Raw genomic sequence first — 23,897 nt, forward strand, 5'->3', positions numbered from 1 at the left:
AAGCTTACCGGTGTCATCGTAGTCTTTTGAGGTTGTTTATGACTTCTGCTGAAACTCCGCAATGGCTTCCGGGCGCATTTGCACGTTCCATGTCGAATATTGGCGTGAAGTTGGATCGTGCCCAGCTTGAAGAGCTTGCTCAGAAACTGTTGGTGAAGTGGACTTCCCCTAACCGCCACTATCACAATGTGAACCATTTGGTAGCTGTTCTTACAGGTATTGACGAGTTGCAGGGGTGCACTCACGATCCCGATTTGTTGCGTGTGGCCGCCTGGTTGCACGGAATAGTGTTTTCTGATTATGAAGAGGGCGACGATGCTCGCGCGGTTGGCGAGGACGAGGTGGCTTCTTCGGCTGCTGCGGCTAAGATTTTGCAGAAAACGGGTCTTGACGAGTCTGTGGTCGAGCGCATTTGTGGGCTGATTATTTCCATGAAATCCCACAGGTCGTACCCGGACGATGTGGACCAGCAGGTTTTGTTGGACGCGGATATGTCCATGCTTGCTACGGATCCGCAAGATTACAGGGATTATGTGCGTGCGGTGCGTGAGGAATACGCTCACGTGCCTGCTGCCTCGTACTGCCGTTTTCGCCGCCGGATCGTGCGAAAGCTACTTGCCCGCAATGCTATTTTTAACTCTCCGCTCGCCGAGGATTGGGAGTCGGTAGCACGCAATAATTTGGAGGCCGAAGAGGCGCGTTTGGATGCCGAGCTCGAGTGTTTGGAGTCTGACGTGCGTCGGGAGGCCAACGATGCAGCTGAGGAACATGATGAGGCGATTGAACGTTATCAGCATCGCTCGGATGATCCGTCTACGGGGGTTATCAAGGGGGTAGCCCCTCTCAAGTCAGTGTCTGAGCCTGAGGTAATTACCGCCGAACTTCCGGTGGTTAGTGATGAGGACACACAAGATAGCCCCCAGATGGCTCCTGACGAGGGCGCTTTGGAGGATGAAGAGGACGAGGCCGATTCCAGCGAGCAGGCTGAGGAGGATCTATCTTCCTCTTTGGAGCTTGCTATCGATGTGCTCGATACCGTGCCGAAGCGGGAAGAGAAAAAGCCACCCGAACAAGATTAATTGCCTTCGCGGCAGTGCCTTTAGTTTTCCACAGGCGTGCTAAAGGCAGTTTTCCACAGCAAAGCGGTTTTTGGAACATATCTGTTGGGGCTTTTACCTAATCTGTAGCTGCCAGTTGGGAACTTACAGAGAGGGAAAACCATGGCACGTTTTACAGCAGATTCCGCTTCGATCGCTACCGCTGCTGGGCAGGTGTCGACAATTTCGGGTCAGATACGCTCGGACGTAGCTTTGATGATGGGCCAGCTCGGGGCGTTGGAGGGGCAGTGGCAGGGGGCCGCATCGGCGGCTTTCAGTTCCGCAGCTACCCAGTGGCGCTCGGCACAGGCCCAGGTCGAGGCCGCATTGGATTCTATTTCACAGGCACTTTCTTCGGCTTCTGCCACCTATGAGGATGCGGAAGCCCGCGCTACCTCACTGTTCGCAAGCTAGCGCGGGCCCTACAAAATAGCGGTTTAGTACATTCCGCCCATGTCGTCGCCACCACCGGCGGCCGGAGCTGCCGGCGGTTCCGGCTTGTCAGCTACTACAGCCTCGGTGGTCAGGAACAGAGCTGCGATCGAGGCAGCGTTCTGCAGTGCAGAACGGGTTACCTTGACCGGATCAGCAATGCCTGCTGCCATGAGGTCTTCGTATTCGCCAGTTGCTGCATTCAGGCCTTCGCCTTCCTTGAGCGAGAGTACCTTGTCGACAACAACGCCGCCGTTTAGGCCAGCGTTGTCGGCAATCTGGGCCAGCGGGGCTTCGGCAGCCACACGCACGATCTGGGCGCCAATAGCTTCATCGCCCTCGAGGTCGGAGTTATCTAGCACCTTGGCCGCAGCTTGTAGCAAAGCTACGCCGCCGCCGGCCACGATGCCTTCTTCGGAGGCAGCGCGAGCGTTGCGCACGGCATCTTCGATCCTGTGCTTGCGTTCCTTGGCCTCGACCTCGGTTGCCGCACCGGACTTGATGACTGCGACGCCACCGGACAGCTTGGCCAGACGCTCCTGCAATTTCTCGCGATCGTAGTCGGAATCGGAGTTTTCGATTTCCTGGCGGATCTGGGCCACGCGACCGTCGATCTGTTCCTTGGCGCCTGCACCGTCGACGATAGTGGTGTCGTCCTTGGTGACAACAACCTTGCGAGCCTTGCCGAGCATGTCGAGCTCAACGTTTTCAAGCGAGAGGCCCACGGTCTCGGATACGACCTGGCCGCCGGTCAGCACAGCCATATCCTGCAGCATTGCCTTGCGGCGATCGCCGAATCCTGGAGCCTTGACGGCAACGGACTTGAAGGTGCCACGGATCTTGTTGACGACCAGAGTGGTTAGGGCTTCGCCCTCGACATCTTCGGCTACGATCAGCAGCGGCTTGCCGGACTGCATGACCTTTTCGAGGATGGGCAGCAAATCCTTGATGTTGGAAACCTTAGATTCCACCAGCAGCACATAGGCATCTTCTAGGACGGCTTCCTGGCGGTCCGCGTCGGTTACGAAGTAGCCGGACAGGTAGCCCTTGTCGAAACGCATACCTTCGGTGGTCTCGAGCTGGATGCCAAAGGCGTTAGATTCTTCAACAGTAATGACGCCTTCTGCACCAACGATATCCATTGCCTCGGCAATGAGTTTGCCGATCTTGGGATCAGCAGCAGAGATCGATGCAGTTGCAGCGATTTCTTCGGTGGTCTCGATTTCTTTAGCGGAATCGAGTAGGTGCTGCACTACTGCCTCTACGCCCTGGTCGATGCCGCGACGCAGCGCGATCGGGTTTGCTCCCGCAACAACGTTGCGCAGGCCTTCGCGGACCATGGCCTGTGCCAGGACAGTAGCGGTGGTTGTGCCGTCGCCAGCGACGTCGTCGGTCTTCTTGGCAACTTCCTTGACCAGTTCGGCGCCAATGCGTTCGAAAGGCTCTTCCAGGTCAATTTCCTTCGCGATGGACACGCCGTCGTTGGTGATGGTGGGGGCGCCCCACTTCTTGTCTAGGACAACGTTACGGCCTTTGGGGCCAAGGGTGACCTTGACAGTGTCGGCAAGCTGGTTCAGGCCAGCTTCAATAGAACGACGAGCCTCCTCGTCAAACTTAATGATCTTTGCCATTGTGGATTATTCCTACCTACGGTTGGCGGTGTGCATGCCCGCGACGGACAGCCAACAGCCACCGGACTTTCCGGTTTCTCTTGGCCTCATGCAGCACCTGTATTGGTCTTTGCCTCACCGGTATAAGCAACCTGATTATCACTCGCACCGGTGGAGTGCTAACTAAAGTTTGGCACTCTAAGCCCCAGAGTGCAAGATGAGCTATTTGTTTACAGCTAGGTTCGCCCAGTAGCGAAAAAGCGCATCCGCAAAAAGCGGATGCGCTCCCTCAAAACACAAATTATTGCTGGTAGTCACTCTTTATGTAAACGTAGATGCGGCCCTTTTCTGCAACGATGTCGGGAGCTAGGCGCACTGAAGAAATGCCCAGCTGCTCCCCCACTGCCTTTGCTGCTTCGGCCAAATCTTCAGAACCGTAGTAGACGGTGGTTTGGTCCAATACGGCGTCAGGGCGGTTCGACGCGGCAGAATCGGTGAAACCGTAGTCAATTAGTTTCTGTGCTGCGGCCCCAGCTACCCCGTTGCCAGCGTCTACGTTGAATACGGACACCGGAATGCTGGCAGCCTGCGCCGAGTCGAATTCCTTCTTAGGCTCCTCGGTTTCCTGCTCCTTCTTAGGTTCCTCGGTTGGCGAGGGCGAAGGAGAGGCCTTGGGAGGCTGGCTCTTTTTGGGAGGTTGACTTGTGGTCTGCGCTTTAGGCGAGGGGGTAGTCGAGTTGTGCTTTACCAAACCCACCACCCCCCAGGCGAGTAACGGCATAACGATCAGGACGATCAAGAAGGGTAGCACTTTCGAGAAAGTGGACCTGGGGGCGCGGTGCACCCCGGCAGGCAAGTCGCGCCCGATCTGGTCGAATTCATCTTCAGGATAGCTATTCTCGCTCACGCGCTTAGACTACCTGTTCGCGACAAATCCGGGGAGCAATGGCGCGGAGTATTCACAAGAATGGGCGTAAAAGAGGAAACTAGAAACATGAATGAACCCAAACCGCTCTCTGAACTGATTGACCCTGGCTGGGCGCGCGCCCTCGCCCCCGTGGAAGGAAAAGTGCATGAGCTGGGACAGATGCTGCGTTCCGAAATCCAATCCGGCAATGGGTATCTTCCCGCTGGGACCGACGTATTGCGGGCTTTTACTTACCCTTTTGACAAGGTGAAGTGCCTGATTGTTGGCCAGGACCCCTACCCCACTCCCGGGCACGCGATGGGACTAAGTTTTTCAGTGCAGCCTGGGGTGAAGCCGCCGCGCTCGCTGGTGAATATTTTTCGCGAATTGACCGAAGATCTCCATGTGCCGCAACCCAGCTCCGGGGATCTTACTCCCTGGTGCGAGCAGGGCGTTTGCTTGCTCAACCGCGTCCTTACGGTACGGCCCGGCGCCCCGGCCTCCCACCGCGGGCGTGGCTGGGAAGAGGTAACAGAATGTGCTATTTCGGCACTCGTGAACCGCGAGCAACCATTTGTAGCAATTCTTTGGGGTGCTGACGCTCGCAAGTTAGCACCCAAGCTTGGAGACAACCCCCGTATCGAATCACCTCATCCGTCACCTCTTTCGGCCTCAAGGGGTTTCTTCGGTTCCAGACCTTTCTCGAGGGCGAATGCAGCCTTGGAGTCCCTGGGGATAGCTCCGATCAACTGGCAGTTGCCCTAGCGGGCGTTAACTAAGGGTTGGGGGAAAGGCTTTCACCTTGCCCCCAACCCTTTTGTTTGAAAATTTTAGTCGGGTAGACGCAGCCCGGTAGATACCGAGAAGTTGTGCTGCATGCCCGGGCGCGGGCGCACGTGGATGGTCTTGCCAATCCCGGGGGCAGTACGCGGTGGGACGCGCACAATCATGGTGTTAGCGTCCGAATCGTTGCCGGAACCTAGGCCCTCGGCGCCCTCGACGTGACCGTAGATGTAGGCATCGGAGCCGAGCTCTTCGACCATGTCGATAGTGAGCGGAATGGTGGCCTCGTCATTAGAGTCGACCACCTCCATCGCCTCGGGGCGGAAGCCGATCTGAATCTTGCCACCGTCCTCGGGGGCTAGAGCGTCAATCGCCTCCCTGGATAGCTTGACGTGGGCGGGCCCGTGCACGGCGTGGTCACCTTGCACTTCGAAAGTACCGATGTTCATTGCCGGGGAGCCGATGAACCCAGCTACGAAGGCGTTCGCCGGACGTTCGTACATTTCGCGGGGAGTGCCCACCTGCTGCAGTACGCCTTCTTTGAGCACCGCAATGCGGTCGCCCATGGTCAACGCTTCGGTCTGGTCGTGGGTAACGTATACGGTTGTTACGCCCAGGTTGCGCTGCAGGGTGGCAATCTGGGTACGAGTCTGCACACGCAGTTTCGCATCCAAGTTGGAAAGGGGCTCGTCCATTAGGAATACCTTGGGCTTGCGCACGATTGCGCGACCCATCGCCACACGCTGACGTTGCCCGCCAGAAAGGGCCTTCGGCTTGCGGTCTAGGTATTCGGTTAGATCCAAGATCTGGGCGGCCTCGTCAACGCGGCGCCGGATCTCGGCTTTATCGACCTTCGCGATCTTCAAGGCAAAACCCATATTTTCGCGGACGGTCATGTGGGGGTAAAGAGCGTAGTTCTGGAAGACCATTGCAATGTCGCGGTCCTTGGGCTGGACGTCGGTCACATCTTGGTCGCCGATGAATATTCGTCCACCGTTTACATCCTCAAGCCCTGCGAGCATGCGCAGTGAGGTGGACTTACCACAGCCAGATGGACCAACAAGAACCAGGAACTCCCCGTCCTCGATATGTAGGTCCAGTTCGCTTACCGCCGGTTCTGTTGCCCCGGGGTATACGCGAGTAGCCTTGTCGAAGGTTACAGTTGCCATTTTTCTATTATTCCCTCCACCGGCAGGTACGTGCCGGACGATCCGAGTGGAGTGTCAGGTGTCTTCGCTGACACACGCTTTCATTGCAAAAAGCGCTGAAGCTATCTTCGCACACTTTTTCTGAGTTTCCATAACCTTTGGGCCCACTATTTCACCTTTTAGTCTTTTGGGATGCTTCCCCTGCTGCGCGTCTCATTTGGGGGCGGCCTCTATTACCATTGGCACGTGGAAGTTTTGCGAAACATTGGCGGGTACCAGTTGCTGCGCCAGCTTGGGGCTGGGGGCACGGGAACCGTGTATTTGGCGCAGGATCCCGCTGGCAACGAGGTTGCCTTCAAGCTTTTGCATTCCTTTTTGGGTTCTGATGTTTCTGCCCGCAAGCGGCTGGCGCGCGAGGCTGCCACTATTAACAAGGTCCGTTCCCAGGCGGTTGCGCGCGTTTTAGATTTAGAGACCGAGGGCGCAGACGCTTTTATTGTCACAGAGTTTATTTCGGGGCCTACCCTAGCTCAGGACGTCAAGGAGGCGGGGCCGTGGAGCGGGGAAGACTTGGTCGATCTAGCTGAGCGGCTAGCCTCAGCACTGCAGCAGCTACATGAGGCTGGAGTAATTCACCGTGACATTAAACCGGGAAATATTATGGTGTCTTCCCGGGGGCCCGTGCTAATAGATTTTGGTATTGCGCAGGCTGCTGGCGACGAGCGGCTCACGTCAACCGGGCTAGTAACCGGCACCCCTGGGTATTTGGCACCCTGGGTGTTAGATGGTGCTAGCCCCGATGCGGCTTCAGATTGGTGGTCGTGGGCCGCAGTTTTGGTTCATGCGGCTACCGGCCGCCCTCCTTTTGGGGACGGCCCAATCGAGGCCGTGCTAGCCCGGGTCAGAACGGGCAACCCGGATGTGCGCGGGCTTGCTCCTAGCGTGCAGAGGGCGCTCAGGTCCGCTCTTGCTCCCACGCGCAGCCCAATTGATTCCGCCCAGGTAACTGAGCTGTTGCGCAGAGGAATCGACGAGGGCGCGCAAACTCAGCTGCTGGTTCCCGAGACCGAGGTTCTAGCCCCGGATGAAACCAGCGTCATCCCCCAGGAGCCGGTTGCGAAAACTCTGGCCTATCCGGTGCAGGCTTTTCAAGCTGCTGCAGGGGAATTGCCTTCCTATGGCGCCCCGGGGGTTGTTGCTACGCCGGGACTTTCCCAGGGCGAAGTCCCCGATTTGTTGGCGCAGGAAGGTCAGGTGCCGCTGCCCGCCCCCTATCGGCCTTCCACGGCAAAGATGCACCCTTTTTTCGGATTTTGTCTGCTCTGTTTGGCGGCGGCTTTCATGGCCCGCTTGGGTTTGGGGGCGGCTCCAGCGCTGGCGGCTTTTTTTGTTTTCGAGGGCGTGGTTGGCTCCCAGCAGTCCTTCTACCATTCGGTGCGGCTTCCTCGTGGGGGCCCGGAGGGGTCTGACGGCCCCCGTGCGTTTGCTCGGCTTCCTTTGCACTTGCTGCGAAATGTGTTGGGGGTCGCTTTCGCGGGGACTATTTCTTTGGCGGTTGCGTCCGCGTGCGCCTTTGCCAGTTTGTCTGTGCAGGTGGTAAATCCGGCAGATATTTCTAATCTGGTTTCTCAGCTACAGGCTGAACCCGAGTTTTGGCTCTTTTTGGTGGGGGCCACGTTCCTCTGGTGGGTTCTGCCCGGCATGGGCAAAGTCCGGCGAGGGGGGCGAGCTATCACCGATCGATTTTTGACTTCTTTCCCCGTGCGGGTCTTGCTCGGACTGCTAGCCTTAGGCGCGAGTGCCTTTCTAGTTGTACCGTTATTGTCGACGTCTGGAATTTGGATCCCACAGTAGGTTCGCAAAGGAAACAATATGGCTAAGTCTTCGAATAAGAAATCCGCAACTGAAAAGATGAGCCCTAAAGAACGCGAGCGCCTGGAGAAGGCTAAGCAGCAACTTCAGGCGAAGCGCAAGAAGGCACAAAAAGCCAGGACCACTAGGAATATAACCATTGGGGTCATTGTGGTTGCGGCTTTGGTTGCCATTGGCCTCATCGGGGGCGTGCTGTGGTCGAAGAAGTCTTCTTCGAAGGCTGGCGGGGCCAGTTATTCCCAATCGGTCAAGTCCAACAAGGGCATAGTCCTTTCTAAGGATGGGGTGGGCAAGCGAGTGAAGGGCCTGCCTAACGTGGAGCTTTATTCGGACTACGTGTGCGTGCACTGCCTGGATCTGGAACAGGCTATTGGCCACGACCTGGTTCAGGCAGCTAAGGATGGCAAGATCAACCTGATTTTCAAGCCTGTTGTTACCATGTCCTCACATTATTCCTGGGGTTTCCCCGCTGCTACCGCTGCTTTGCAGGTTGCTTCTAAGCAGCCCCAGAAGTTTGTTGACCTGCATTTCGCCCTGACCGACCAAGTTTTGAAAGACGCTAAGGAAGGGCGGGCCGAATCCTCTTTGACCAGTATTGAAGAGGGCAAAAAAGAGGTCGCTCAGGTTGCTAAAGAGCAGGGAATAGACCAGGCAGTTATCGATTCGTTTGACGTGGATAAGACTAAAGATACGTTGCAGGCGTGGACTAAGGATTGGGTGAATTCGGGGCTCACCGACAAGAAGTCATATGGAACCCCTATGCTCGTGCGTGACGGGAAAGTAATTCAGGCCAAATCGTTCAAGGACATGTTGGAGCAAGCAACAAAGTGAGCTAGCCAATATCGAGCCAGTTTCGCATTGGGGAAGGTTATGTGTAAAACTAGTCCTTGCCCAGCCACCTTAGCTCAGTTGGTAGAGCACCCGCCTTGTAAGCGGACGGTCGTCAGTTCGAGTCTGACAGGTGGCTCCACATAGACGCTGGATTTGATAGGTAAGCGTTTGCGTTAGCGAGTATGCCCCCTAGGGGTGCGAAAATCGACTGCGTTAGCCCGTATCGCGCCCCCCTGTAAAATGCTGTTTTGTCATTGAACCCGCTAACGGACGGTATTTTTAAGGCAGTTTCGCAAGGAAGTGCGCGGGGAGATCGTATGAATCCGGCACTGAGCTGCAAGTAGAGATTGCTAAACGCGGGAGTCTTTTCCTCGGGGAATTCGCGGAAGATTAGTTTGAGTCGGGTCAGCGGGCGTGAGCTTCTTCCCCCCCCCCCCATCAGCCTGGCCAGTATGGAAATGGGTGCATATCAACACGGTCGCCCCGTTCACCACGTTCCGCACCAAGATCCGCAAATGGAAGAAACTGGCAGCCTGTTCTGTTTCTGATTAGCACTTTCTACGTTTAAAGCAGCCCAGCGCGTTCTAGCGCTGTCACTTGATTAGGTAGAAGATTTTTCATTGCACACGGATCTAATAATTGTGAATAGGTCACCTAACTACAGTGAAGGTATGGGACAGGCGACATTAGTTGAGGCATGTGCAGCGAACCGGACTGAAGATCTTATTGACGAGTTGGCTCAGGTGTGGGTGTCTTCGGTACGCGCGAGTCACCTGTTTCTATCTGAGGCCGATATTGACGAGATAAAGCAGGTGTTACCGCAAGCGTTTACTGGAATAGAACATTTAGTGGTGGCTAGGGACCGGGAGGGGCGAGCGGTTGGTTTCATGGGTGCACAGGCCTGCCGTCTCGAGATGCTATTTATTGCCGCGCCGTTTCGCGGTGCCGGTTTTGGTACGAAGCTGTTGAATCTAGCAATCAAGGACTATGGCGTAACCGAGTTAACTGTAAACGAAGAAAATCCGTTGGCGGTGAAATTCTATTCACGTCACGGATTTAGTATTTACAAACGCAGCGAGATTGATGAAGAAGGACGACCATTCTCGCTCCTGTACATGAAGCGCCGCCCAAGCATAGGTAATTAAAGATGACTCTAAAGATAGAGCGTCGTTTTTCCTAAACATATTCGCGGAAGATTCTTTCGAGGACGGCTAACAGGCCCCGTAAACGGGCCTTGGCCGCCCCGTGGCGCTTTAAGCACGAAGCAAGCCAAACTTATCTTGGGTTGGCCCACAGGTAAACAGAGATTCACCCCCTATTTACATGCTTTCACTAGATTGGCAGCAGTTTGTGATCGTCTCTACCGGTGCCACAGAGGAACATTATGCTTCGCTTCAGATGCCTCTTATTTAGTCTGCCTGCCCTCGCTTCAATGGCGTTTGGCTTGCTAACACTGCCCTTCCCCACCGCTCATGCGGCGGCCGGGGTGAAAATCGACATCGCTGCTATTACAGATTTCCACGGGCATATCGAGATGGCCCCAAACTTGTCCGAACAAGTTAAAGCCCTGCGCAAGGCAAACCCTAACACCTTCTTCGTGTCCACAGGCGATACGGTAGGCGGGTCAACTTACGTATCTTCTATAGCCAAAGACGAACCGACTATGAAGATAGTTTCAGCTCTGGGACTTGACGTATCGGGGCTTGGCAACCACGAATTCGACGGCGGCTACTCCGACATAGTCGATCGTCAGCTCGGGCAGGTTAGCTGGGACTTCGTCAATTCAAACATTTCGGGTCTCGACCGCTCTAAAATCCTCCCCTACAAAATCCGAACCACCAAGGAGGGCGTCCGGGTCGGTTTTATAGGCGCGACTACCTCTGACCTTCCAAATCTGGTAAACCGAGAAGGCCTTGCAGGACTGCGCATTTCCGACCCAATCGCGGCTTTGGATAATTCCGCCGCAACACTAAAAGATGGCAAGGAAGAAAACGGGGAAGCTGACGTGGTGGTTGCCCTCCTACACGAAGATTACACAGACGCAGCCCGCTTAGGCGCCAATGTCGATGCAGTTGTTGCGGGCCACACCCACACCAACCAGACTACGAAAACAGCTTCTGGAGCTCCCGTCATCCAGCCCGATTGCTTCGGGCGGCTGTTGGGAGACATAGAAATTACCGTCGACGCCAATACTAAGAAGGTCACCTCATCCAGCTCTAAGATGCTAAAAGTCCTGGACGCCACAAAAGATTCCGCTGCAGCTGCAGATCCAACCATTTTCTCGATGGTGCGCCGGGCTACCGCACGAGCCGCAGAACTCGGCAAGGAAAAAATCGGAACCATAACCAGCCCCGCGAAGCGGGGAGTACAAGGAGACACTGGGGGAAGTGAAAATCGGGGTGCTGAATCCACTTTGGGAAACCTAATAGCGGAGGGCTTCTACCAGTACGCGAAGACTCAAGGCAGCCGGCCCAGCTTTGCGATCATGAACGCGGGCGGTTTGCGAGCCCCAGCATTGGATACTAACAACGACGGGGTTGTAACCGTCGAAGAGTCCTACAACGTCCAACCTTTCAATGGGGACATGGGTACTATCGACCTCACCCCGGCCCAGGTTTACCAACTGGTGGAACAACAGTGGAAGGGTGAGGGCGCCTCCCGCCCCATGCTGAAACTCGCCTTCTCCAACAACTTTGTCTACACCTTCGACCCCACGGCCAAACTGGGCAGCAAAGTATTAGGGATATTCTTAGATGGAAAGAAATTAGCCCGCAACGACACTGCCTCAAAAGTTCGGGTGGCCGGTGGCACCTTCCTACTGAAGGGCGGGGATGGCTATACAGCCTTGCGCGAAGGCACTAACTTTACTCAACTTCCCGGCGTGAACGACCTCGGCGCTTTCAATAAGTTCCTTGCCGCTAACCCCAACTATGCGGTGGACCATACCCAAAAATCGATTGGCATCACCGGACCAAGCACCTTGAAGGCGGGCGAAACTGCTCACTTCAAGTTGTCGTCTCTGTCGTGGACCACCTCCGAACCAAACGCTAAGACGGTTACTATCGAATTTGCCGGGAAGAAGGTGGGCGCCGCCCCAATCGACAACAAGGTTGTTCCCAGTCTCGACGAAACCGGACGCGCCGAGGTCACTTTTACAGTGCCGCGGGTAGAAAAAACCGGTTACTACTCGCTCGGGCTGCGCTTCGGCAACAACGCATTTGCCTATCCGATACGCGTGCAGGCAGCTTCCACTCCCGGCAAGGCTCCCGTGGCAGACTCACCCGCTTCGGGAGCGCACAAGTCCCCGAAGGGCAGCAACAATACGAACGCGAAGCCTCTAGAAGGCCCGAACACCGGCACCCCCGCCCTCGTATTTACAGGCCTTGCAACGGTGCTAATAGTTGGCGGCATAGTATTGGTGTGCCGCAAGCTTTGGCGGAGTTCGGACGCCTTTTAGTTGGCAAAAATATGCGCCCGTTCCCAAGGGATACATAAAGGTGTACTCCTTCTGACACCGAGGCAGAAAGGTAGGTATCTTGGCCATCCAAATTAAGCGTGTCTACGACGCGCCCTCTTCCGAGGACGGTTACCGCGTTTTGGTGGATCGGCTTTGGCCGCGCGGAATACGCAAAGACGCCTTGAAGATGGATTGGTGGGCTAAGCAGCTAACGCCTTCGACGGCTCTGAGAAAAGCTTGGCATTCCGGGCTCATTAGCGACACTGATTTTAGACAGAACTATCTTGGGGAACTGCAAGGGAATCCCGCCCTCAAAAAACTAGCGAAAATAGCGGGCGAAGAACCCGTTACCTTGCTGGTGGCGACGCGCGATGTAGCAAATTCACACGCCCGCGTGCTACTCGAAGCAATCAGGGCAGTTTAGCCGGGCCCGCCCGGCTGGCTACGATGGGAGCATGAAATTTTCTGCTCGCGCCACTTCGCCCTCTCCCAACCCCATTTCCTTGGCGCAGCAGCAGGCAACGGGCCCGCTAACCAATCTGAGCGATTCCAATCCGACCCGCCACGGCCTGGCCCCCTCGCTGCTTCCTAGCGTCTATCAGGCTGACCCCAGGGGCCCGCGCAAAGCCCGCGAGCAGCTGGCCGCATTTCTAACCCGGCGCGAGGGCCGGCCCCTCGACCCGAATCGCCTTTATCTACTCAGTTCCACGTCACAGGGCTATTCCTGGCTACTGAAGCTGTTTTGCGATCCCGGCGATTTCGTCCTCACCCCCCGGCCCGGCTACCCGATGGTCGATCAGCTTGCCCAACTTGAAAACGCCGAGGTCGACAACTACTACCTCACTTGGGATGGCACGTGGATGACCGACCTGGGCGGGCTCAAGCAGTATTTGCAACTCCACTCCCCGCGCGCCCTCGTAGCAATAAATCCCAACAATCCCACAGGCTCATACTTGCGGCCCGCCGAACTGGCCGAGCTGCAGCGTATATGCGCCACGCACCAGCTTCCCCTAATCGCTGACGAAGTATTTTTTGACTATCCACTTATCTCCCGCGAGCGCAGGCGCATAGCGGGATCCGAAAAGGTGCTTACTTTCGCCCTCGACGGCCTTTCCAAAAACCTAGCTGCCCCGCACGCGAAAGTAGCCTGGCTGGAAGTAAGCGGGCCCGCTAGCCAGGTTAGCCGGGCACTAGAAAAACTAGATTCAATTGCCGACGCCTACCTGCCCATGAGTGAAATTATCGCCGCTCAAATCCCAGGCCTGTTGGCACAGATTCCGGCCCAGCTCAAAAAAGTTAGGGCCAGGCTAGCAGAAAATCTTGCCATTTTGCGCCGCCTGGTGCACGCCTCGTCTACGGGAGTAGTGAGCCTGTACGAGCCCGAGGGCGGCTGGAGCGCCCTGCTTCGCTTCCCCGCCTGGATTGACGAGGACGAGCTGGTCACATCCCTAATAAGTAAATACCGCCTTTCGGCCCAGCCGGGGTACTTTTTCGACATGCCCACCCCAGGTTTTGTCAGTCTGTCGCTACTTCCCCGCCCCAGCCAGTTTGCCGAGGGGGCCGCAAAACTCATCGCGCGCTTGGACGAATTGAGCGCCCAGTAACTGCGGTTTTTGCCACTTTTGCACAAAAAATGCGGGCGAATATGCCTCTTTTTTGCCATGGCTAGTAAATTGTCCGTAAGGACGCCGAAGTCGGGAGATACATATGAGTAACGATCTTGTTCACCTAATTTTTATGGGTGTTGCTGGTTCTGGAAAGACTACTGCTGCTGATGCGTTGGCGAAAAGGCTTGGCTGGCCCGAGGCGGAAGCTGACGATTTTCACCCGCAGGCAAATATAGACAAGATGAGTGCAGGCCATCCGCTCACCGACGAGGACCGTTGGCCTTGGCTTCAAAAGATGCGTAATTGGATGACCGAACATGCCCTAGCTGGTTCTTCCACGATTGTTACCTGTTCGGCCCTGAAGCGCAGCTACAGGGACCTGCTGCGCCAGGGGCCCGGCAGAGTATTTTTTGTGCATCTGCACGCTCCGGCGGATGTCCTTTCTAAGAGGATGGCCACCCGCGAGCACTTCATGAAGCCGGGCATGCTCGCCTCCCAGTTCGAAACGTTGCAGGAATTAGGCGAGGACGAGGACGGCCTCGCTATTTCCGTGTTGGGTTCCAAAGAAGAAACCCTGCAGTCAGTAATAGCGGCTTTGCGCGAGCGCAGCTTGCTAGAAACCACGTTCTAGAAAGTTATCTAATGAACTGTTTATTTTTCGCGGCCTCTTCCGGCCTTGCACACACGAATTCAGTGCCGCAGCTAGTCATTGCAGCGCTGGCAGGAATAGTCACGATTGTGCTGCTTATTGTGTGGCGCAAGATGCACCCGTTTTTAGCCCTAACTTTAGGGAGCGCGGTGCTGGCCCTCGTTGCTGCGATTCCACTTCCGGATACTTTTGCCGCATTCACTAAGGGGTTGGGTTCTACCGTTGGGGGCGTGGGCGTACTTATCGCCTTCGGCGCCATAATCGGCAAGTTGTTGATCGATTCGGGTGGAGCCGACCAGATTGTCGACACGGTGCTCTCGAGCACTTCAACAAAGGTGTTGCCGTGGGCTATGGCGCTGGTTGCGTTTGTAGTCGGCATTCCCCTATTTTTCGAGGTTGGGATCGTACTACTAATTCCGGTGGTGATGCTTGTCGCGCGGCGGGCAAAGATGCCCGTGATTGCCGTTGGGATCCCCGCCTTGGCCGGTCTTTCAGCCCTGCACGGGCTGGTTCCGCCGCACCCGGGCCCGCTTATTGCCATCGATGCTTTAAAGGCAAACATTGGATTGACCTTGGGGCTGGGCCTTTTGGTGGCGGTCCCCACGGTTGTCGTTTCTGGCCCGTTGGCGGCACGGCTCATGGTGCGTTGGGTACCCCGCCGGGCTAATTCACTTTTAGGGGGCGAGGATGCTCCTGCCACCGAGGGCGGAAGCCGGCCTTCGTTTGGGGTGGCAATCTCGGTAGTCTTGCTCCCAGTCGTGCTTATGCTGGCGCGCACAGTTGTCGAGATGGCTATGCGAGGGGCGGAAGCCTCGTTTGTTTACAAGGCTTTCGAGTTCGTTGGCGAACCGCTGGTCGCCCTCTTGCTCACCGTCTTGTATTCGATGCTGGTACTGGGGAGGGCAAGCGGGCGCTCCGTCGCGGAAGTAAACAAGCTCGTAGGGTCTTCGCTTGCTCCGATCGCGTCCATTTTGCTCATCGTGGGGGCCGGAGGCGGCTTCAAAGAAACGTTGGTCGAATCCGGCATTGCCCAGGTTATAGCCCAGTGGATTGAGCAGCTCGGGATGCCGATTTTGCTTGCCGGGTGGATCGTAGCCGTGGCGGTGCGTCTGGCAACTGGATCGGCCACGGTTGCCACTATTACAGCCAGCGGCATCATGGCCCCCATGGCCACCACACTGCCGCCGGCGGGAACAGCGCTGTTGGTGCTGGCAATTGGGGCGGGTTCAGTTTTCCTTTCCCACGTGAACGATGCGGGGTTCTGGCTCGTCAAAGAATACTTCGGCATGAGTGTTGGGGAGACCTTTAAAACCTGGTCACTGATGGAAACGATTCTTTCGGTGACGGGGCTCCTATGCATCCTCGCTCTGGCGATACCGCTGGGAGTGTAGCCCCCTTGCCCCATACGGCAATAAATTGCAATAGCTAGATCTAATCAGAGAAATACACGCAGGATTCTTAAATGAATTTTGCGTGTATTTTTCTTTACCGCTATAACCCCTGGTCACACGCGTTTTGGAGGAATTTTATGAAGGCGGAATTTGTTTCCTATGACTTTTCCATGAAAAAGCTATTTCCGCCCTAAATGGCTTTACCAACCAAAAATTACTCTTGTAGTCTTTCGATCTTGTAGAAACAAATCTAAACCCGGAAGGCTCACTAAAATGAACCCCTCTAAAATCGTTGTACCTGCCCTCGCTGTGGGGGCTTCTCTGTCGCTTTTGAGCCCCGCCGCCCTGGCTGCACCATCACCCCAGCAGAATTCCCCGAAGACGGAAGCGGCAACTAGCAGCGAGCAAAAAACTAACGACCTCAAGCAGCAGGTTGCGCAAGCTGAGGCAGAACTTTCTTCCCTTCACAAGGCAGTGGAGGACACTGAGGGCAAGTTGAAGAACGCGCAGGCAGAATTGGACGCGCGCACTAAAGCAGTTGCCCTAGCGAAGCAGGCGGTAAAAAAGGCCGCGGACAATAGCGCAGAAATAGAACAGACCAAGGCTTATCTCACCCAGGCGATGCAAGAGGCTCACCAGGCCAACTTGCGCGTGCAGGCTCTAGCGGAGGCCGGCAAAACTTACAAGGATGCGGTAGCTGACACTCAGAGGAAGCTCACAGCCGCAGCTACCAACCTAGCGAAAGCTGTCGCCGACAAGGATTCAGCAGACAAGGCTGAGGCTGCAGCCCGCGCTGCCAAAGATGAGGTCGAGGGCAAACTAAAGGGCAAAGACGCCGGTCAGCTAGCAGCCGAAAAGACTTCTGCAAAGGCGGAGGCCGAGAAGAAGCAGGAGGCCGTCGCCGAGGCTCAGACCGCTAAAGAGCGGGCCTTAGAAGAAGCCAAACGTGCTGAAGATGAGCTCACTGCCGCAAAAGCGGAGGCAGCTACTAAGGGAGCAGCGCTAGCTGAAAAGAACAACGAGTTAGCGCAGGCAAAGACCCGCCAGCAGGCAGCAGAAAAAGAAAAATCGGCAGCCACCAGCGAAAAGGCAGAAAAGGAAGAAGCTCTAAGGCGAGCCCAGGCGGATCGGCAGTCCGCAGATGCTAACACGCAAAAGCTCACGGACTCCCTCTCTGAAGCTACCGCCCGGCAGATAGAGGCGCAGAAAGCCGTCAACGCTTCCCGCGAAGCAAAAAAGCAGGCTGTCGCCAATGCGCAGAAGGCTCTAGAAAAAAAGCAGCAAGATTTCAATTCAGCCCACGACAAAGTCTCGAAAGCCATAGATGCGTTAGACGCAGCAGACAAGGATCTAAAGGCTGCTGAATCTGCTTACGACGCAGCTGCCGAGGCTAAGAAGCAGGCTGACGAAACTATTGCCCAGCACGAGAGGCTGGTTGCTCAGCAAAGCACCGCCAAGCAAACCTCAGACACCGAACTGATCAATGCGGCGCGCCTCGAACAAGAAAAGAACGCGCTGACAGCCGCGCGGGATGCCGCCCAGGCAGCACTCGCGAAGACTGACAAGACAAACCAGAAGGAATACGCCGCCGCCCAGCAAAAACTGCAAGAAGCAAACACGCAGCTAGCTGCCACTGAAGCCAAGCTCGAGACAGCCGTATCGATTCACCAGCAGGCCTCGCAGGCGGCCCAGCAAATGCAGGGCCAAATCAACGCCCTCCAGCCCGCCTACACCAAGGCTAAAGCCAACCAGGCGCAGCTAGGGCAGGCAATTACCACTACTGAGCAGGCTCGCAGGCAGGCTTCAGAAAAACACGCTGAGGCAAAGCAAACCCGCGACCAGCTGCTGCCTCAATTCACCTCGGCCTCTGCTGAACTAGAGCAGGCAAAAGCCGCCCTGGAAAAGGCTAAGGCCCCCACGGAAGCAGAAAAACACCACGACGCGGCAAAGCAAGAAGCCGTACGGATCAAGTCCGAACTGGACGCGCAAGAGGCCATAGTCGAAACGAAGGACAAGGACATAGAACGCCTTCAGCGCGAGCTGAAAGAAAATAAGATCCGCATTCAGGAGGCCACGGTAGACCTGCAGAAGAAAGAAAAGGATCTAGAAGAGGCCCGCACAGCCCAGGCAGAAGCCACGGCTGCAAATGCAAAGGCAGTACAGCAACTAGACACTCTGAAGGCTACCAAGGCGCAAAAGGACGAAACGGCAGCCTTCGCCTCCACCGGTTTAGCCAAGGCCCAGGCAGATCTGCAAGCTGCCAACCAAAAACTAGCTGAGATTAGCAAGGCGCTGCAGAACTACGAGGCAACAAAGGCCGAGGCCGCTCGCGCACTGAAGGATTTCCAAAAAGCCGCAGAAGAAAAAGGCCGGGCCCAAGCTGCTCTAGCCCAAAGCCAAGCGGTTCACGAAGCAGCCTCACAGGCCGCAGACAAAGCCGCCGAAACACTGCGCACACACATCCACCAGGTGAAGGCTGCCCAGCAGGAGCTACAGGATAGACTCCAGGTGGTACAGGCCACAAAGGACAAGCTGGCAAAGCAGCAAGCAGCTAGCCCACAGGGCCTGCAGGAAAAGCTGAAAGAGGCTGAACGCGCCCTAAAGCAGCTAAAGGACGATATAGCCTCCCTAAGCGCAACGAAAGCTAACCTGCCGGCACAAATCGAAAGAGCACAGGCGAAACTGGCGTACTTGAAGTTGCGTTTGCAGCTAGTAGCTCCGGCCACTCCCGAAGTTATACCTCCTAAGGGAAGCGAAGAGAGTCGGCCTGCCCCCGCAAAATCCGCCCCCGCGGGCAAACCGAGTGCTACTGTGCCGGCCCAGCCTGCTAAGGCCGGCAAGGTCCCCTCGGCCCCCTCGCCCAAGCACGTAAAAGCGGCCACTTCTAAGCCTGCGAAGGCTAGCCGCACATCCGGGAAACAGGCAAACGAATCGCCAACGCTAGCACACACTGGTTCAGCTTCAACTGCCCTAGCGGTAGGTGCCCTGCTAGCGCTAAGCGCGGGCACGGCACTACACCGTTCCCGCAAGGAATCCTAGTCCCTGCAAACAGCCCTTAACTGGGTGTGGGATCGGCCAAAAGCCGATCCCACACCCAGATTATTTTTGTCTCTACAGTTTGCCCTCACGCAGCAGCTGGTGGTTCTCGCTCTTGCGGGCGTGGGCAATGATCCACCCGGCCTCGCCAAGCACCACCAAAACTACGACAAAACCAATGACGCTGGTCACTGCGCCCTCGGCAATAGAGATCAGCACCATGGCGGCAAGCACCGGCACCAAGTAGCGCAAAGTCCAACCGATATAGCCCCCGAAAGAAGGCATCTTCACGCCGTTCGCCTCGGCAACAGACTTGACCATGAAGTTGGGGCCATTGCCAATGTAAGTCATGGCGCCGCAAGTTACTGCACCCAAGCTGATAGCCACCAGGTAAGCCTCGGGCACGCCCGCCACCTTGGCTCCCCCATCCAATTGGGCTGCCATCTCGAAGAAAGTCACGTAGGTGGGGGCATTGTCTAGGAAGCTCGACAACCCGCCCGTAAAGACATAGAACGTCACCTCGTTGAGCGGCAGCTTCGGAGCGATCTGGGCCAAATATTTCAGTGCCGGCATCATAGTCAAGAAGATGCCGATGAACAGCACTGCGACCTCGACAATCGGAGCCCAGGTGAACTCGTTGAGTTTGTAGCGGATCTCTTTAGAACCGAAAACGAACGAACCAATGACCGCTATGGCAAACACGATCTCGCGTAGAGGCAGGTATTCGTGCCAGGCGGCGGTGCCGTGCTCGATGGCCTCCAGGTTCATAGACGGCACAACTGCCACGGCCACGATGATCAGGGCGAAGAAAATGAAGTTTATTGCCCCGCGCACCCTTATGGGGGTGATGTTTGTGTCGTCCATCTTCAGATCCTCGACAGACTCCAGAGCATAGGCCTTGGTGTCTAACGCGAAGTAAGTGATAAGTAGCAGCGCGTTAATGCAGAACCATTCGGGGATCAGGTGGAATGTCCAAGTAAACGGCACCCCTCGCAAGAATCCCAAAAATAGCGGCGGATCCCCAAGCGGGGTTAGCAAACCGCCGTTGTTGGCCACAATCAAAATTGTGAAAATTACAGTCTGCGCCTTGTGCTTTCGCTCCGAATTGATGTTCAGCAGCGGCCGGATCAGCAACATTGCTGCCCCGGTGGTACCAATGAAGGAGGCGATAACGCCCCCAATGGCCAAAAAGAGCGAATTGTTCTTGGGCGTCGCCCTAATGTCGCCCTCCAAATAAATACTGCCCGACACCACGAAGAGGGCGAACAGTAGCGCAATGAATTGGAAATATTCAAAGGCGGTGTCGGCAACCTGCATGAGCCCAAAATTGACGGCCATGTATATAGCAACCGGAACGCCCAAGACTAAGGCTATGGTCAGCTGGAAACGCCAGTCCTCCCATAACTTTGCTGTTGCTGGAATAAGGGGAATTATGGCAATGGATAGCAGCATCACCACAAAGGGGATCAACATCCATGCGGGTACAGTATTACTCATCGCTCCCACTCTAAACCCTATATTTAGCAAGGGCGAATAATTTCCCACTCTTCCTAAAAACTACCCACCCAAAAACCGGCTAGGCTCCCCCTTCCGTAGGACCGAAGCCACCCGCTACATGCCGCAGCGTACTCACCTAGTTCGGGCATGGCTGCTCCCCATGCACGAGCACACTTTCCGTACGGTAGGGTTAACCTGGTCCAGCGAAGGGAAGAGCATGTCCAAAAAGAAACGCATCGGCATCCTAACTGCGGGCGGGGACAGCCCTGGTCTAAATGCCGCAATTCGCGGCTTTGGCAAAGCCGCCATCGGCCACCACAACATGGAGCTTGTGGGATTTCGCGAAGGCATCCGCGGCATGGCCCTAAATCAGACTATGCCCATAACCTCCGCTTCCCTTTCCGGCATCCTTACCGTTGGCGGCACCATTCTTGGCACCTCCAGGGACAAGCCCCACAAGATGGACGTAGGCAACGGCAAAGAAGACATGATCCCCACAATTTTGAAAAATTGTGAAGCCGCCAGCCTCGACGGGGTTGTGATGATTGGCGGGGGCGGCACCGCTAAAAACGCCCACCGACTAGCGAAGGCGGGTTTGAACGTTATTCACCTGCCCAAAACCATCGACAACGACATTGCGCACACGGACACCAGCTTCGGCTTTTCTACCGCGCTTGGTATCGCCACCGATGCGATCGACCGGCTACACTCAACGGCCCACAGCCACCACCGGATCATCGTAGTGGAAATTATGGGGCACAAAGCCGGTTGGCTGGCGCTCGGCTCCGGTATTGCGGGCGGGGCCGATATTATTCTGCTTCCCGAAATCCCCTACTCCATTGACTCGGTAGCCGCCTCAATTTCTAAGCGCGCAAAGAACGGGCACCCCTTCTCTGTAGTCGCAATCGCCGAGGGCGCCCGCGAACTCTCAGACGCCGCCGACTACGCCGCAGCCCAAGCCCTTATCGACGGCGCTTCCAACGCCAACGCCAAGGCTGCGGCCAAGAAACACCGCTCTATGCTCGAGGCAGCCCACCGCGGCAACGCCCTCAAACTAGCCGAGCAGCTCGAAGCTGCCACCGGGCTGGAGGCCCGCGTTACCGTACTTGGCTACGTACAGCGGGGAGGCACTCCCAACGCAGAAGATCGCCTGCTCGGGACTCTGTTAGGCGGGGCAGGTGCGGATCTAGTTGCCGCCGGCAAGTATGGGATAACCGTTGCAGCCAAGGGCCAATCGGCCCAAGCCGTGCCCCTGAAAGACGTGGCCGGCAATCTAAAAACCGTACCCAAGGATCACCCCTGGGTCTCGGCAGCCCGGCACGTAGGCACCTGCCTGGGGGATTAAATGGAACGGCTCGTGGCACTCGGCGGAATCGACCTGTGCGTCGAAACCTTCGGGTGCCCAGATAACCCGCTAGTTGTAAATATCGAGGGCCACGGTGCTCAACTAGTTTCAACACCCAAGAGCTACTGCCAGCGGCTTGCCGAAAAGGGGCTGTTTGTCATCCGTTTCGACAACCGGGATGTGGGGCGCAGCTGCCGCATCCGCTCCCCCTATACGCTTATGGATATGGCCGCCGACGTGCACGCCCTGATCTCGCACTTCGGCTCCTCCGCCGTGGTTACTGGCCGCTCCATGGGTGGGGCCATTGCCCAACTGCTGGCTCTAAACTTTCCCCAGGACGTGCGCGGCCTCGGGCTTTTCTACACATTTGCTACCGAACACCCACGCCCACCTAGTCCGCCCCTCCCCACCCCTTTTACCGGCCTCTCCTCGTACCTGGAGTGGTATCAACACTCCCTGCAGGCAATCGCGGGGCCCGCCTACCCCTGGGACAAAACGGAATTGGCCGCCCTCGCGAAAACAAACTACGAGCGAGGCGTGAGCTGGCAAGGCCTGCAACGCCAACTCCGGGCTATGGAAACCACCCCGCCCTGGTACCACCGGCTCGGGGAACTGAAAATACCCACCCACATAATTCACGGCAGTGCCGACATAGTGATCGCCCCTTCTGAAGGCCGCCGCCTAGCCGAAGCAATCCCGGGAGCCAAAATGACTCTAGTGGAGGGCATGGGTCACGGACAGCCGGCGGCCCTAGACGAACTGTTTGTGCGCTCTACCGCAAGCCTAATGCCCCTCGGGTAAGCTAGCCGGCTTGGGAATGTGCCGGAAAGCACGCAACACGAAATAAGACCCGCACAGCAACACCAAATACGGAATTCCTGCCCACCACACCACGGGCATCTGCCAGCGCAGCGAAATAAATACCCCCAGGCAAGCGACAATGCCGAGCCAGTTAGTTATGGGCGCTCCCCAAAGACGGGCCGGGCCCGCCGGCCGCCCCGCCCTCTTTTGGCGGAACTTCAAATGGGTTACCAAAATGATCACCCAGGTGACCAAAATCGCCAAGATGGCGCAACCCATGAGGTAGTTAAACGCAGACTCCTGGGCAAATATTGCCAGCAAGGAAGCGGCAACCATACCCGTGGAGGCAATCAGCACTGCTCCGCGGGGCGTGCCTGAGGCGGTGGTTCTACCTGCAAAAGCAGGCGCCATCTTGTCCAAGGCAAGCGAATGGAACATGCGCGATGAGGCGTACAAGCAGCCGTTTGCAGCCGACAACGCCGCCACGATAAGCACCCCGTTCATGATGTGGCCAGCCGCAGGTACCCCGGCGTTGTCCAGCGCGTGCACAAACGGTGAGGACTCAATAGAACCATCGCTAGCGGCCGTGTGGCTCCAAGGTTGCATCGCCACGATTACACCAACAGCCAGCACGTAAAACAGCAGCAGCCGCCATATCATCGCGCTGGCAGCCCTGGGAATGTCCTTTTCCGGATGCTCCGATTCCGCCGCCGAAGTAGACACGTTCTCGATGCCCCCAAACGAGAACACCGCCGTGCAAGCCGCCAGCAAAATACCACCGATGCCAGAGGGAGCAAACCCCCCGTGGCGCGTCAGGTTAGACAAGCCGGTAGGCGGATTCGCGGAAGGCCACCCGAACAGGATCAAAGACAGTCCCAACAGGATGAACACACTGATGGCAACCACTTTAATCATCGAAAACCAGTACTCGCTGGCTCCGTACAACCGCACCGTTGCCAAATTGAGTCCGACCACAAACAGCGAACAGCCTGCGGTAGCTGCGCCCAAATTGAGACCCGGAAACCAGTGCTGAAGATAGGTGGCTGTAGCCACGACCTCGGCCCCCACCGCAATAAAAGATTGGATGGCGAAATTCCAGCGCGCAACGTAGCCGCCCATGCGACCCAGATAGGCGCCGGCTACGGCCCCATGCCCGCCGGGTACCGGGTGTACCGACACCATTTCCGCTAGCGCCCACACGATTTCTAAAGCTAAGGCACCAGCTAGAACGTAGCTGATGACCGTTGCCGGCCCCGCGAGCGCAATTGTGGATCCTGACCCCAAGAACAGGCCTGTGCCCAAAGCTCCAGAGAGGCCGATCATTGCCACTTGGGGGCTGGTAAGGCGGCGTTCTAGTTGGGTTCTTTCAGCCATCGCCATTCCTTCTACTGCTTTTTCTACCTAGCTATACTAACGAAAGCTTCATGCAAGGCA

The 23,897-nt window shown here is 56.5% G+C and carries 20 protein-coding genes and 1 tRNA gene; 16 read left to right on the plus strand and 5 right to left on the minus strand.

All coding sequences use genetic code 11. The annotated features are described in order from the left end of the window. The first annotated feature begins 38 nt into the window (after positions 1-38). Together G437_RS0102645 and G437_RS0102650 are read left to right on the plus strand one after the other, a co-directional pair. Positions 39-1,079, plus strand: a complete 1,041-nt coding sequence (locus tag G437_RS0102645; protein ID WP_024331052.1) for an HD domain-containing protein — start codon at positions 39-41, stop codon at positions 1,077-1,079. A 141-nt stretch (positions 1,080-1,220) separates the two neighbouring features. Continuing rightward, positions 1,221-1,511, plus strand: coding sequence for a WXG100 family type VII secretion target (locus tag G437_RS0102650; RefSeq protein ID WP_024331053.1), 291 nt, complete (start codon positions 1,221-1,223; stop codon positions 1,509-1,511). 23 nt (positions 1,512-1,534) lie between these two features. Here the strand turns inward: G437_RS0102650 and groL are convergent, their stop codons facing one another. Continuing rightward, on the minus strand, positions 1,535-3,160 hold the full coding sequence (gene groL / locus G437_RS0102655) for a chaperonin GroEL (protein ID WP_024331054.1): 1,626 nt from the start codon (positions 3,158-3,160) through the stop codon (positions 1,535-1,537). A 280-nt stretch (positions 3,161-3,440) separates the two neighbouring features. Then, positions 3,441-4,046, minus strand: a complete 606-nt coding sequence (locus tag G437_RS10860; RefSeq protein ID WP_024331055.1) for a LytR C-terminal domain-containing protein — start codon at positions 4,044-4,046, stop codon at positions 3,441-3,443. A gap of 87 nt (positions 4,047-4,133) precedes the next feature. Between G437_RS10860 and G437_RS0102665 the strand changes: the two genes are divergently transcribed. Continuing rightward, entirely contained in the window at positions 4,134-4,811 is a 678-nt protein-coding gene (locus tag G437_RS0102665) for a uracil-DNA glycosylase (protein WP_024331056.1), read from the plus strand. Positions 4,812-4,876: 65 nt separating this feature from the next. On the opposite strand, the gene G437_RS0102670 is transcribed toward G437_RS0102665, so the two are convergent. Next, complete coding sequence (locus G437_RS0102670; RefSeq protein ID WP_024331057.1) at positions 4,877-5,998, minus strand: ABC transporter ATP-binding protein; 1,122 nt, start codon at positions 5,996-5,998, stop codon at positions 4,877-4,879. A gap of 225 nt (positions 5,999-6,223) precedes the next feature. Here G437_RS0102670 and G437_RS10865 point away from each other — a divergent pair, with 225 nt between their 5' ends. The 11 genes from G437_RS10865 (at position 6,224) to G437_RS0102720 (ending at position 18,823) form a co-directional block, all read left to right on the plus strand. Then, a complete protein-coding gene (locus tag G437_RS10865) occupies positions 6,224-7,831 on the plus strand; it encodes a serine/threonine-protein kinase (protein WP_162138732.1) in 1,608 nt (535 codons plus the stop codon). 18 nt (positions 7,832-7,849) lie between these two features. Continuing rightward, positions 7,850-8,680, plus strand: a complete 831-nt coding sequence (locus tag G437_RS0102680) for a DsbA family protein (protein ID WP_024331059.1) — start codon at positions 7,850-7,852, stop codon at positions 8,678-8,680. A gap of 63 nt (positions 8,681-8,743) precedes the next feature. After that, positions 8,744-8,819: transfer RNA gene (locus G437_RS0102685), tRNA-Thr, on the plus strand. Between the two features lie 275 nt (positions 8,820-9,094). Further along, positions 9,095-9,232 carry a ClbS/DfsB family four-helix bundle protein gene (locus G437_RS11495; protein WP_208854302.1) on the plus strand — a complete coding sequence of 46 codons (138 nt, stop codon included), beginning with the start codon at positions 9,095-9,097 and terminating at the stop codon, positions 9,230-9,232. A 119-nt stretch (positions 9,233-9,351) separates the two neighbouring features. Beyond that, complete coding sequence (locus G437_RS0102690; RefSeq protein WP_024331060.1) at positions 9,352-9,825, plus strand: GNAT family N-acetyltransferase; 474 nt, start codon at positions 9,352-9,354, stop codon at positions 9,823-9,825. Positions 9,826-10,112: 287 nt separating this feature from the next. After that, on the plus strand, positions 10,113-12,137 hold the full coding sequence (locus tag G437_RS0102695; protein WP_158237505.1) for a bifunctional metallophosphatase/5'-nucleotidase: 2,025 nt from the start codon (positions 10,113-10,115) through the stop codon (positions 12,135-12,137). 79 nt (positions 12,138-12,216) lie between these two features. After that, positions 12,217-12,561: a DUF488 domain-containing protein gene (locus G437_RS0102700; protein WP_024331062.1), complete on the plus strand. Its 345-nt coding sequence runs from the start codon at positions 12,217-12,219 to the stop codon at positions 12,559-12,561. Positions 12,562-12,592: 31 nt separating this feature from the next. Next, the gene (locus G437_RS0102705) at positions 12,593-13,741 is read left to right on the plus strand and encodes a pyridoxal phosphate-dependent aminotransferase (RefSeq protein ID WP_024331063.1); all 1,149 of its coding nucleotides are present in this window, start codon (positions 12,593-12,595) and stop codon (positions 13,739-13,741) included. A gap of 103 nt (positions 13,742-13,844) precedes the next feature. Beyond that, a complete protein-coding gene (locus tag G437_RS0102710; protein WP_024331064.1) occupies positions 13,845-14,375 on the plus strand; it encodes a gluconokinase in 531 nt (176 codons plus the stop codon). 11 nt (positions 14,376-14,386) lie between these two features. Then, complete coding sequence (locus tag G437_RS0102715) at positions 14,387-15,784, plus strand: GntP family permease (protein WP_024331065.1); 1,398 nt, start codon at positions 14,387-14,389, stop codon at positions 15,782-15,784. A gap of 273 nt (positions 15,785-16,057) precedes the next feature. Then, complete coding sequence (locus G437_RS0102720) at positions 16,058-18,823, plus strand: coiled-coil domain-containing protein (protein WP_024331066.1); 2,766 nt, start codon at positions 16,058-16,060, stop codon at positions 18,821-18,823. 72 nt (positions 18,824-18,895) lie between these two features. Here G437_RS0102720 and G437_RS0102725 read toward each other — a convergent pair whose 3' ends face one another. Next, complete coding sequence (locus G437_RS0102725; RefSeq protein ID WP_024331067.1) at positions 18,896-20,317, minus strand: sodium:proton antiporter; 1,422 nt, start codon at positions 20,315-20,317, stop codon at positions 18,896-18,898. A gap of 217 nt (positions 20,318-20,534) precedes the next feature. Between G437_RS0102725 and G437_RS0102730 the strand changes: the two genes are divergently transcribed. Together G437_RS0102730 and G437_RS0102735 are read left to right on the plus strand one after the other, a co-directional pair. Beyond that, on the plus strand, positions 20,535-21,662 hold the full coding sequence (locus tag G437_RS0102730) for a 6-phosphofructokinase (RefSeq protein WP_024331068.1): 1,128 nt from the start codon (positions 20,535-20,537) through the stop codon (positions 21,660-21,662). Continuing rightward, on the plus strand, positions 21,663-22,463 hold the full coding sequence (locus tag G437_RS0102735; RefSeq protein ID WP_024331069.1) for an alpha/beta fold hydrolase: 801 nt from the start codon (positions 21,663-21,665) through the stop codon (positions 22,461-22,463). On the opposite strand, the gene G437_RS0102740 is transcribed toward G437_RS0102735, so the two are convergent. Beyond that, complete coding sequence (locus G437_RS0102740; RefSeq protein WP_024331070.1) at positions 22,446-23,837, minus strand: amino acid permease; 1,392 nt, start codon at positions 23,835-23,837, stop codon at positions 22,446-22,448. The genes G437_RS0102735 and G437_RS0102740 overlap by 18 nt on opposite strands. Between the last annotated feature and the right edge of the window lie 60 nt (positions 23,838-23,897).

Origin of the sequence: Winkia neuii subsp. neuii DSM 8576 (assembly GCF_000420405.1) — a bacterium.
Taxonomy (GTDB): domain Bacteria; phylum Actinomycetota; class Actinomycetes; order Actinomycetales; family Actinomycetaceae; genus Winkia; species Winkia neuii.